We start from the raw sequence: 11,773 nt of genomic DNA on the forward strand, positions 1-11,773 counted from the left end.
AGTTTAATTGGATTTGAATTTTAGGTTAAAGAAGCATGATTCCTGAGGACCGTTCCTACTTTCAATCCAACATTGAACGTTATAAAAACTATGATCCCTTGGCTGCCGAAATCATTGAGAAATGTAATGCCGAACCATGGCACTTTTTTTTTACTCACGTTGGAGAACTGAATCTTTATAAGAAAACTGAAAAAAAAAATTATTTTTACCACTCTCCGGATGGGGCTTTAAAAGAAGCTTTCGAATGGTATCAATCGAGCAACTTTAAATTTTATAATATAGCTTATATTTTTGGGATTGGCCTTGGATATTTTTACGAGCCTCTAAAAGAATGGTTAAGTCAGTCACCCGAACGTACGGTTATTTTTTTAGAAGACGACCCTGCTGTTTTAAAACGTTTTTTTGAAACAAGTAGAGCCGAAAAGCTGCTTCTTGACCCTCAGGTTTACATACAGCTTATGCCGGCTTTAATTAAAGAAACGGCAAGCGACTTTCAAGATAAGTTACAAAATATATTCAAGGCCTTTTTTGATAGAAACGGCTTTTTTTCTTCTCTGCCTCTTTATTCAAAAATAAAAGCTAAAGAATGCGAGGAAATAAGAAAGCAGATTTTTTTTGGAAATAAAGCGCCTCAAATCTTAAACACAGAAATGGTGGTCGGTATTACAGACACCATGAAAAATGTATATTATAAGCTTTTAAGAATGGAAGGAGCCGTATCTTTTAGCGCCCTCGAGGGAAAATTAAAGAATATACCGGCTCTTATTTGCGGAGCCGGCCCCTCCATTTCTAAAGAAATACCTCTTATAAAAGAATATCAGGATAAGGTTCTCCTTATCGGTTCTGGAACGGGGGCCAATGTCCTTACAGCTTCCGGAATTTTCCCTCATTTAATTATGGGTCTTGATCCGACAACCTCCCAAGCCAGTCGATTCAGAGCTAACAATGCCTTTGAAGTCCCCCTTTGCTTTAAAATGAGATTTAGTGAAAACGCTTATAAGATGCATCAGGGACCAAAGATTTATGTAAGAGGTTTTGAAGGCCCTTTGGATCCAAGTTGGCTTGAGAAGCGTTTAGGACTTGATGATCATAATACGATTCCTTCCGGAATTAGTTCCAGCAATTTTGCTATTGAAATAGCTTATAGGCTAGGTTGCAATCCTATTATTTTAGCAGGCATTGACATGGCTTATAAAGATAATAAACGCTATCCGGAAAATATTGCAGCTCACCCGGGAGATAAAAACATTGTCAGAGAAGAGTGGGGAGCCAAACGAGAAACTTTATTTGAGTATAAGAAAAATGATGGGAAGATCATTTTAACAAAAACCGATTGGTTAATTGAAGCTTTGATTATTTCAGATTTCCAAGAAGCTCATCCTGAATTGAAAATTATCAATTCGACTCTCGAAGGGTTGCCTATTGATAAAGTGCTTGAACTGCCTTTAAAAGAGGCGCTTAAACAATTTACAAGCGATGACCAAGAGCTTTTTGTATTTTTACACGCGCTTATTTTAAGACAAGCGCCTCTTTCATTAGATAAAAACCATATTTTAAACACCATCAAAGAATGGTTAAAGAGTTTAAATGAAATCGCGGAGCAAACAAAAGCCTTTGCAGAAGAAATAGAGTCCTTCTCAATTAAAAGAGGAAGCTTTTTTGAAAATGAAGAAAAGGTTAAGGAAAAGCTTAAAGGCTATGATGAAAAGTTAAAGCAAATTATCGCTTTTCCCCAATTAAAAAAAATATATAGCGAAATCTTGAGCGGTAAACTCTACTCACGAAAGAAAATTTTAAAGAGCCATAAAGAGATATTCAATGAAGAAGAGGTGAATGAATTAAAAAAAAGACTTCTTGTTTATGAATATGAATTTTATGAAGACATCGCTAAAAGACATGCCGCTATCCTTGAACATGAAATATCGGATTATGAAAAAAGCGTTCCTATGGATCGAAAAGCGCCCATAAAGCCCTTCGTTCTCCCGGAGAAATATTTTTTAAATGACACGACGCTTGAAATTAACGATTCTGAGCTTGATATTCATCTTAAAAGCTCTTTTAAAAGGGGAGATCTCCAAGAAAGAAAAATCCTTCAGGAAGGATCTTTATTCAAATTGAGTCATTATTTAAATGGAAAATTGCATGGCCCCAGTCTCTTTTATGGCAAAAATCAGGAATTGCTGGCAGAAGAATGGTATTTTGATGGCATAAAGCAAGGAAAGACTCTTTTATTCTATCAATCCGGCAAAGTTTATGCCCTTTTAAAAAGGAAAGATGGAAAAAAAGAAGGAGATCAAACCTATTTTTTTGAATCGGGAGTTATGAAATCAAAGATTCATTTTAAAAATGATCTTTTAGATGGAACTACCGAGTTTTATTATTCATCGGGTCAAAAAAAGCGGGAATTCTCATTCAAAGAGGGAAAGCAAGAGGGTCCTGAGAAGATGTGGAATGAAAATGGAATTTTAATTTTTTCAGGAGAATTCAAAGAGGGAAAACCTATTAAAGAAGCTTTAAGCTGGCATGATAACGGTATTTTATCCCAAAAAATTATTTTTTCAGATTATAAAATCATGGAAGAATCGGAATGGGATGATAAGGGAGAACTGATCAGGTATCATAAAAATGATGCAATGGATGGCTCTCATGAGCATTTAAAGGCATTAAAGGATCTTAAGAAAGAAATTAAAAAGCTGAATCAATTAAGGGGCCGGGAAAAAGAAGGGCGCTTTTGGTAAAATTATGGATCAAGAAGAAGCTATGGATGCGCTTTATAACAATATAGAAACCTGGCTTAGGTCTAGTATTCTACCAAAGGAAGCATTTTTTTTACCAAATATAGACACAAGCGCTTATTCATTTGTAAAAACAAAAGAAGGAGAGCTAAACCTAGTAAAGAAAGAAGAAAAAGGCCTCTTATATTATCACTCAGAAACATCAGCTAAGAAAGAAGCCTTAGAATGGTTTAAAGGGCTTGATCTACGAATCACAGAAATTTTATATGTTTATGGGATTGGTCTTGGGTACTATTACGAGCCTGTTATTAATTGGCTGAGAGGCGATCCCAAAAGAGTTTTGATTTTTCTTGAAGATGATTTGGCCGTGATAAAAAAGTTTTTTGAAACAAAACAGGCTCATAAAATAATCACGGACCCTCAAGTTCGATTAATTTATTTTGATGATATAAAAGATAGGGAAGGGGCTTTAGAGGCGCTTTATTGGGATGTTGTTTTAACTCAAATGACAGTGTCCGCCCTAAAAATTTATGAGAAAAATCGTTTTGATATTTATCAGGACCTGCAGCATAAAATTATTTACGACGCGGCGATTAAAAATGCGCTTGTTGAAGAGTATCTTAAATATGGATTTTCATTTTTTCGCAACTATTACATCAATCTTCTTACCATTTCAGAATCCTTTCAGGGAACAAAGCTATTCGGTAAATTTGAAGGAGTTCCAGGCATTATTTGCGGCGCCGGCCCATCGCTTGAAAAAAACGTTCAAGTCCTAAAAGGGCTTTTAAATAAAGCTATCGTCTTTGGCGGGGGTTCGGCGTTAAATGCTTTAACTTCGAAAGGGATTTTACCCCACTTTGGAATTGGAATAGACCCAAACCCGACCCAAGCCTTTAGATTAAGCAGTAATAAGGCTTATGAAGTTCCCCTTTTTTATCGGAACCGCATGCACTATGAGGCCTTTAAGCTAATCCACGGCCCAAGGCTTTATATTCATGGTTCCGGCGGCTATGATATAGCCGATTGGTTTGACGAGAAATTTTCATTGCAGGGCGACTGGATAGATGAAGGTCATAATGTGGTTAATTTTGGTCTTGAGCTAGCGTATAGAATGGGTTTAAACCCGATCATACTTGTCGGGGTTGATTTAGCTTTTACCGATATGCAAGCGTATGCCAAAGGAATTGTCGATGATACTTCAATAAGGAAGAAGGAAATTTTAGATACAGACGATTTTGATACTTCTGCTTTTCTTAAAAAAGATATTTATGGCGAACCTATTTACACTCTTTGGAAATGGGTGGCTGAATCGAATTGGATAGGAGAGTTTAAAGAAGCCCATAAAGACACCCGAATTATCAATTGCACAGAAGGCGGTCTAGGGATGCCGGGCGTAAAAAACATGACTTTAAAAGAGGTTGAAGAGATTTACCTAAAGACCAATTATGATTTAAAAAATAGAGTTCAAGGAGAAATTGCTTCTGCTGAAATGAAGTGGTTAACTCCTGAGCTTGTCATTGAAAAAGCGACTGAAATGCAAGAGAGTTTAACAAGGTGCATTGGTTATTTTAAAGTTTTAATAGAAGATACGCAAGCTTTGGAGAAAAAATTATCTGAAGAAAAGGTACCTGTCTTTCTTCAAAGTGGAAAAGCGGCGCTTGCTGAAACCGAGCTTGCGGAAGAGCCAGCCTATGAGTTTATCCTGGATTTATTTAATAACATCTATAGCCGTATGCTAAGTAAAGATTTGCATCAAATCAAAGAGAAGATTGAAAACAACGAGATTCAGTCTTTAAAGGAAAAGTGTGAGATAAACTTAAAGAGACTTAAGTTTTTATCAGATGTCGCCAAAGTCAATGCTCTTTTACTTGAAGAAATTGTAAAAGGAAGGGCAAATGAGCTGAATGATCACTTCATAAATAAATTGACAGCGGAATAGTATGGATCTGTATCTTTTGGAAAAAGGATTTCTTCGTCTTCATGACAAAGAGCTTAGCATTGAAGAGGACTTGGAGTTTAATCCACTAATGATTCCTGAAAATCCTCTGCCGGATACAAGCTTTAATGGAACTCATAAGCTTTGCGTAAAACACTATATTGACGGCAGCAAGGAAGCTTTTTTAAAAATTGATAATAAACTTGATGGGGAGTGGAAGCTTTATTACCCGGATGGAGCTCTTAAAATGGTTTCTTATTACTTGCTTGGGGATTTGCATGGGCCTTCTAAGTTCTTCAGCGAAAAAGGACAGCTTTTGACAGAGAGCTGGTTTTTATTTGGAAAGCAAGAAGGTAAAACGAGATGGTTTTACGAAAACGGACAAAAAAATAGCCTTCAGAAATTTCTACACGGTGCTTGGCATGGGGTTCAGAAGTTTTGGTACCCGAATGGGGAAGTCAAGACCATCATGAATTACAAAAACGGGGTATTGGAAGGGGAGGTTCTTCTTTTTACAGAAAACGGTTCTATAAAAAGAAAGCTGGAATTTAAGGACGGGAAATCCGTTTCTTAAATCAGGGGCTTTGTTACTCGCTCTCTTTTTTATATTTATTCAGCTTATTTCGAAGAGTTCTAACACTAATGTCCAAAACTTCAGCTGTTTTTTTGCGGTTTTGCTTATTCTGATCTAATGTTTCTATGATGAGCAGTTTTTCAAGCTCGCCAAGGGTCATTCCGACAGGCAGGTTTTGGCCTTCCTTTATTCGTTCTAAAGAGGGTGTTTCCTGACTTGCTAAAACAGGATCAAGAAGAAGAGCATCCGAATCAATGACAGCGTCCGGGTACATGACAACAGCCCTTTCTATAATATTGGCGAGTTCTCGAACATTTCCGGGCCACCGATAGCTTTGAAGCTTTGCTTTAGCCCTGTCTGAAAAGGTTTTCTTCTTTAAATGGCTCTCGGCGCAAAATTTCTCTACAAAATATTCTGACAGGGGAAGAATGTCTTCTTTTCTATCTCGAAGCGGAGGCAATTGAATGGGGATGACATTTAATCTATAGTAAAGATCTTCTCTTATTTGTTTTGAAGCAATAGCCTGTCTTATATTCCTGTTAGAAGTTGAGATCACACGGACATCCACTTTAACAGGCTTGACACCGCCAATACGTTCAAATTCCTGTTCTTGCAGAGCCCTCAAAAGTTTTGGTTGCAAAAGCGGCGGAACTTCTGTGATTTCATCAAGAAGCAAAGTTCCATGGTTGGCAAGCTCAAATCTTCCGGTGCGTCTTGCATGGGCGCCTGTGAAAGATCCTTTTTCATGGCCAAAAAACTCAGATTCTATAAGGGATTCCGGGATCGCTGCGCAATTAACCTTTATAAAAGGCTTATCGCTTCTTAAAGAGTGTTGATGGATGGCAGCCGCTACAATTTCTTTCCCCGTTCCCGATTCTCCTGAGATGAAGATGCTTGCATTGCTTTTTGCGACTCTTAAAATATCTTGATAAATCTTTTTCATAATCGGACTCTCAGCGATAAATTTGAAAGGTCCTGAAAAAGGAGATTTAGCAACTTCTTCTCTTAAAAAATGGTTTTCGTCAAGTAGCTGGGAATGTTCTTTAGCTTTTTCAATAACAGCTTCAATGGTATCTGGTGTAAACGGTTTGATTAAGTAGTTAAAAGCGCCAAGCTTCATGGCTTCAACAGCGTTTTCAATACTTCCGTAAGCTGTAACCACAATGACGATCGTTTTTGGATTTAAGGACTTAATCTTTTTTAGCACATCGATACCTGTTAAGTCAGGCATACGCATATCAGTGATTACAAGGTCGTAGCCTTCTTCTTGAAATTTAGCTATCCCTTGTTCCCCGTTTTCAGCGGTTGCGACCTCGTAATGCTTTCGCCTTAGTGTTTCCGCTAAAAAATTTCGAAGCAAAAGCTCATCATCTACAATCAATATTTTTTCGATGGCCATCTTTAATAATTACCTTTTTTTATCTTTAATTTATGACTCACCCCTTTTAAGGGAAGCATTAAGGTAAAGGTTGTTCCCAATCCTTTTTGAGAGATCACATCTATCGTGCCGCCGTGTGCTTGCATCACTTTATGCACTTCTGCAAGACCAAAGCCATGACCTTCTTTCTTAGTAGTAAAGAAGGGAGTAAAAATTTTTTCAATATTTTCTTTGTCAATTCCAATACCGGTATCTTTTATTTCGATATAAACGGCTTCTTTTTTTGTGTTAACTGCTATAGTTAAGTCACCTCCCTCCGGCATAGCTTGTATAGCATTTACTAAAAGGTTTAATAAAGCCCCTTTTAAAAGTTCAGGGTCTGCCAATAGGGTCTTGTTGTCTTCTTTAAACTCAAGGTAAAAGTTAATTTTAGGATGGACTCCTGGGTCTGCCTTTAAAGACTGGGTTATATTTGCAATTAATTCAGTTATAGATATTTGTCTTGGAGAGAGATCGACAGGTCTTGAATAATTCAATACATTTGTAACAAGCCGGTTCAAGGTGTCCGTCCCTTGAACGATATAGTCTGCCAGTTTTTGTTTTTCTATATCTTGCGAAAGATCCCTTTTTAATAAGGAAGCAAATCCTTTAATTCCGCCAAGGGGGTTTCGAATCTCATGAGCGACAAGAGCTGCCATTTCGCCAAGCTCTTTTAAGCGATCATTCCTATTGGCTAAAATCTCAAGGGCACGAATTTCTGTAATGTCTCTTATTAGAATAATGACTCCTTCAAGCCTTCTAAAAGATGCATAAAAATCCCCATTTCTATTCTTTTTCTTATCTTCTGCCACGAAATTAGCTGTCACTTCCAATTCTTTTTTTTGACCCTCTTTATCCTCATAGAGTGTAAAACTTGTGCTTGGAAGATCCTTGCTTGCTAGGGCGAGCCTCATTGAAAATCCAAAGACATCGTCTGAAAAATTTTTCCAAAAGTTATTATAAAGCACTTCTTTTTCGGGAAGATTAAATATTTTTTCTGCAGCGAAATTATAAGTTGTGACATCTCCGTTTAGATCTATAAAGAGAAGTCCCTGCGAAATATTGGAGAGTATATTTTGAAGATAAGAGTTTAAGACATCAAGCTCCGCCACTTTCTTTTTCAAATGGACAGTTGCTTCTTCAAGCTCATAGTGGATGGATGTAAACTCTTCTTTTAGAGAGTTGTAAGCGTTTTCAATCCGCTCTGTTTCCTGGCTGAAGAGCTCAAAAGCCTTGCTTAAATGCTCGAGCCGATCGCCTGATTGGCTAGAAGCGATTTTCTCCGCCATGCGTTTCAGCGGTTCAATATTGGATTCACGCATAAGTTACTACTAGCAATTCAAGCTAAATTTTTGAAGAAGGCTACCTAGTATAATTATATAGTGTTTTTTTTATTTATTATCAAAAGGAGGTTTTTGCATTCTGACGAGAAGCTCTATGATTTTCACTTGATCCTCAATAAGGGATTGTTGGATTAAATGGAGTCTTCTATCAATTTCGGAAAAACTGTATATTTGCTGTAATGCCAAACTTTTGTGAATATTGACATTTCGTAAAAGACTCTCCTTAAAAGATAAGAATATATTCTTAACCACAAGTTTGATGATCCTTATCTCTTTTTCATCCAATTTGAATTGAAATTTGTTGCAGGCTTGATCGACGATTGTTAGAACCAAAGGCTTAAAAGTTGTTATGGTACAAGCCGGAGAGGGTTTGATTTTAGTGGCTTGAAAAGAGGAATTGACAGTTTCCTTTCTTCCGATTTTAGCAAAAGCCCCATAAATTTGCTTGGTATAAGCATCTTCCAACGTGTCTTTATCAATAAAAAATTCACTGTTGGCGTTAGAAAAATCCTCACCTGCATTCGCTCTAATCTTTTCGTAAGAGAATTGGGGCAAAAGCAAATTTAACAAAATTCTAACTACCTTTCTAAAATCGGACTGATCAATGGCGTCTATTGTGATTCTTGATTTTGTTTGGGCATTGATTAAATCGATTTTTAGTTTACCTTCCGTATGGGAAGGGGTAACTAGACCAAAAAAATGATGTCCGGAGTAAGGTTTTGGGAGCGCCCACCCTAATGGAATCAAAGCGATCTTTCTTTTTTGAAAATCGATTGTGATTTTTTCTGTGATTTGTTCAAAAACAGGAGAAAACTCAAAATGCTTAAGGTCAAGGTTATGTGATTTTTTCTCAAGTATTCGTAAAGCTTCAACTTTAGCAAGGGTTTTGAGATAGGGCTTAGAAAGTTTTGCCAATTCGGTGAAAAGATCGTTAAGAATGATATTAATGATACTCAATTTAGGAGAATCGGAAAGATCGGCAAGAAGACGGTTAATAGCAGATGTGACACTCGGACCGCTTAAACTGTTGAAAAAAGCAAGGTGTGAGTAAAAGACGTGAGACCCTTGAATATCTAAGTTTTCCTCTGTAATTCGATGCTCAAGACACGCCACCATAATAAGATTGCTTTGTATCTCATGAATATTAGATAAGCTTTCGGTTTCAGGTTGATGAGTCAAAAGGTAATTATAAAATTCGAATACACGATTTGAAAGGATTTCAATTTTGAAATTATTTTCCCGGTAAGAAAGAGCCAGTTTGTTTAATTTCATCAGTTTTTTTGCAATGGTTTTTTCCGTGCTGGTTTGATTAGGAAGTGCTAGAGAGTAGCCGGAAAAAGTTTGAAGCATAAAAATGACCTAAAAAATCGTAAAAGAATAGTAAATATAAAGTTTTTTAATAAAAATAACAATTAATTTTTATTTTAAAAATAAACCCTTGAATTTTCTCAAGGGTTTAATTTTTTAAATCTAAACTTGTTTTCTTTCAGCAACTATTGTAGTCCCAAAGGTGTAGTCCGGAACTACAAGGTGTTTATCCGATTTTTTCTTGCGGTTAAAAGAACGCTTAGAAGGAATTTCATTTCCTTTTTTCTTAAAAAATAAATGCTTGGGCGGCTTTGATTCTTTTTTGTGAAGCGTCAGCTGGAGCTCGCTTTCCTCGCTTTTAAACTTCGAATGGGCATTCGGTCCCTTTAAAATAAAACAAGGGAAAGTGTAGGTCGGAAGATTGTTGAAAACGCCTCTTGTATGCTTTAAGCTGACTAATTCCTTAAGAAAATTAATCGCGGGCTCATGCCGCATAGCATAGTTCCAATTTTCGAATCTGTTGATGGTTTTTGGCATTACCCTATAGGAATAGGCCTTTTGGGGAGTAGATATGACCTGGCTCACATAAGAAGATAGTAATTTGTCATAATCTTCCTCAGAGTAATGAGTTTTAACTTTAACTCGGCCTCTCAAAGAATATCTTGGTTTCTCATGCGGCTCTTCATCTTTCAGCGAAAGATCTTCTAAAGGCAGTCCTAGGTCTTCTGCAAGACTTAAGTCGGCATTAAAAATTTCCTCTTCCGGAATTTCTCTGATTCTACCTGAAATATCAGTTGCAAGAACCTTTTGAAGCTCGCTTAAAGAAGGTGTTTCCTCTTCTTCGCTCTCTAAAGAAGAGACCTCTTCTTCAGCTTCTTCCTCTTCTTCGCCTATCTCGCTTGTCTCCTGAAGAGGAGCTTCCGGACGATAAAGAGGTTGCAGTTGGTAAGGCGACAGGTACCCGTAAGGGAGAGAGGCAGGTCTCTCTTCCTGGTAATGAGCCAAAGGATAAGGCACTCTTGCCGGGTCTATTGGCATTGGCGCCGCAGGGTAGCTGAAAAGGTGAGGTCGAGGCTGAGGAATCGGGTAAGAATGCTGAGGAATCGGGTAAGAATGCTGAGGAATGGGATAAGGATAGCGGACTTCTGGCATATCCATTGGAGGCCCATAAAATAGCGGTTCTTGTGGCATAGGTTGCATGGGCGGGTATAAAGGTACGCGCCTCTCTTGCATAGGAGCCATCTCCTGAGGCATTACAATTGGAATCCCTTGAGGCTGCGCCGGCATTCTATATGGGATGGGCATCGGTGCGTAATGAGGGTTATAACCTATGGTTGAGGGAGGAAAATAGGGGTGTGGATAGGGAACCGGCATCATCACGGGTTGATAGAAAACTTGCTGGCGCTGCCTTCCTTCATCATTATTTAAGGCTTCAGGATGTGGATCGGCGCCCTGGAGTGGTAAGTAGGGGGATCCAGAGTTGGGTTGTCCATTATTTATTTGCATAAAAATTCCTATTAAACATTAATATATTTATAATAAACCTTCCTATTTTACATATAATTTGTATTATAAACAATATTTTACTAACTAAACCGTACCAGTTATAGTAACTATTTATCAGAAATGTATACCGGATTTCTTTGTTGTTAAGAAATCTTTGCATTTCCTTAAGTCTCTTACTTGCAAAAAATCAATGAGTGTGTGATAATCTGCCCTTATTCGATTCCGATCCCAAATTTAATTAGGAATTAAAAAATTTTCAGGAGTATCAATGGCTCGTTATACAGGGAATAAAAATCGCGTCGCCCGCCGATTTGGTGTAAATATTTTTGGAAGGCTCAGAAATCCGCTTTTGCATAAGCCAAATCCACCCGGAATGCATGGCGCTCGTCGAAAGAAAAAATCTGATTTCGGCCTTCAATTAGAAGAAAAGCAAAAGTTAAAAGCTGTTTATGGAATGCTCAGTGAGAAACAGCTTGTTAACGCTTACAATAAAGCGGTTCAAATGGAAGGAAACACACCTCAACATCTTCTTGAGATGCTTGAGTGCCGATTGGATAATATGGTTTACCGCCTAAAGCTTGGTTCTACAATTTTTGCAGCTCACCAGTTAATTTCCCATGGCCACATTTTAGTTGATGGCAAAAAAGTAGACAGAAGATCCTTCATTGTTAAGCCAGGCATGGTGATTTCTGTTAAAGAAAAATCCCGTAAGATGAAAAGCATTTCTGAATCTTTAAATGGTTCACGTGATGTACCCGGATATTTAACTCTCGACAGCAGCTCTTTCTCAGGACAGCTTCTTGCAAAGCCTTCTCTTGATCAGGTCTCCTGGCCAATTGAAATTAATCTTCCTGAAATCTGCGACTTTTTGGATCACACAACCTAAAATTTCAGAAGTTCTATAAGTTTATGAAAAGCCGCTTTTATAAAAGCGGCTTTTTTTTTGGTTTTGAT

The 11,773-nt window shown here is 37.5% G+C and carries 8 protein-coding genes; 4 read left to right on the plus strand and 4 right to left on the minus strand.

What is annotated here, in order from left to right:
• Positions 1-35: 35 nt before the first annotated feature.
• Genes CSEC_RS00705 through CSEC_RS00715 form a run of 3 tightly spaced genes read left to right on the plus strand, consistent with a single transcriptional unit; the run spans position 36 to position 5,245 of the window.
• Complete coding sequence (locus CSEC_RS00705) at positions 36-2,738, plus strand: 6-hydroxymethylpterin diphosphokinase MptE-like protein (RefSeq protein WP_041016489.1); 2,703 nt, start codon at positions 36-38, stop codon at positions 2,736-2,738.
• Positions 2,739-2,742: 4 nt separating this feature from the next.
• Positions 2,743-4,674, plus strand: coding sequence for a motility associated factor glycosyltransferase family protein (locus CSEC_RS00710; protein WP_154017590.1), 1,932 nt, complete (start codon positions 2,743-2,745; stop codon positions 4,672-4,674).
• Position 4,675: 1 nt separating this feature from the next.
• On the plus strand, positions 4,676-5,245 hold the full coding sequence (locus tag CSEC_RS00715) for a toxin-antitoxin system YwqK family antitoxin (protein ID WP_053331656.1): 570 nt from the start codon (positions 4,676-4,678) through the stop codon (positions 5,243-5,245).
• A 13-nt stretch (positions 5,246-5,258) separates the two neighbouring features.
• On the opposite strand, the gene CSEC_RS00720 is transcribed toward CSEC_RS00715, so the two are convergent.
• The 4 genes from CSEC_RS00720 to CSEC_RS00735 form a co-directional block, all read right to left on the minus strand.
• Complete coding sequence (locus CSEC_RS00720) at positions 5,259-6,644, minus strand: sigma-54-dependent transcriptional regulator (protein ID WP_041016490.1); 1,386 nt, start codon at positions 6,642-6,644, stop codon at positions 5,259-5,261.
• A gap of 2 nt (positions 6,645-6,646) precedes the next feature.
• The gene (locus CSEC_RS00725; protein ID WP_053331657.1) at positions 6,647-7,984 is read right to left on the minus strand and encodes a two-component system sensor histidine kinase NtrB; all 1,338 of its coding nucleotides are present in this window, start codon (positions 7,982-7,984) and stop codon (positions 6,647-6,649) included.
• Positions 7,985-8,053: 69 nt separating this feature from the next.
• The gene (locus CSEC_RS00730) at positions 8,054-9,355 is read right to left on the minus strand and encodes a hypothetical protein (protein WP_041016491.1); all 1,302 of its coding nucleotides are present in this window, start codon (positions 9,353-9,355) and stop codon (positions 8,054-8,056) included.
• A gap of 120 nt (positions 9,356-9,475) precedes the next feature.
• A complete protein-coding gene (locus CSEC_RS00735) occupies positions 9,476-10,819 on the minus strand; it encodes a hypothetical protein (RefSeq protein ID WP_041016492.1) in 1,344 nt (447 codons plus the stop codon).
• 268 nt (positions 10,820-11,087) lie between these two features.
• Between CSEC_RS00735 and rpsD the strand changes: the two genes are divergently transcribed.
• Positions 11,088-11,705, plus strand: coding sequence for a 30S ribosomal protein S4 (gene rpsD / locus CSEC_RS00740; RefSeq protein WP_041016493.1), 618 nt, complete (start codon positions 11,088-11,090; stop codon positions 11,703-11,705).
• Positions 11,706-11,773 lie beyond the last annotated feature (68 nt).

It is taken from the genome of Criblamydia sequanensis CRIB-18 (assembly GCF_000750955.1).
Taxonomy (GTDB): domain Bacteria; phylum Chlamydiota; class Chlamydiia; order Chlamydiales; family Criblamydiaceae; genus Criblamydia; species Criblamydia sequanensis.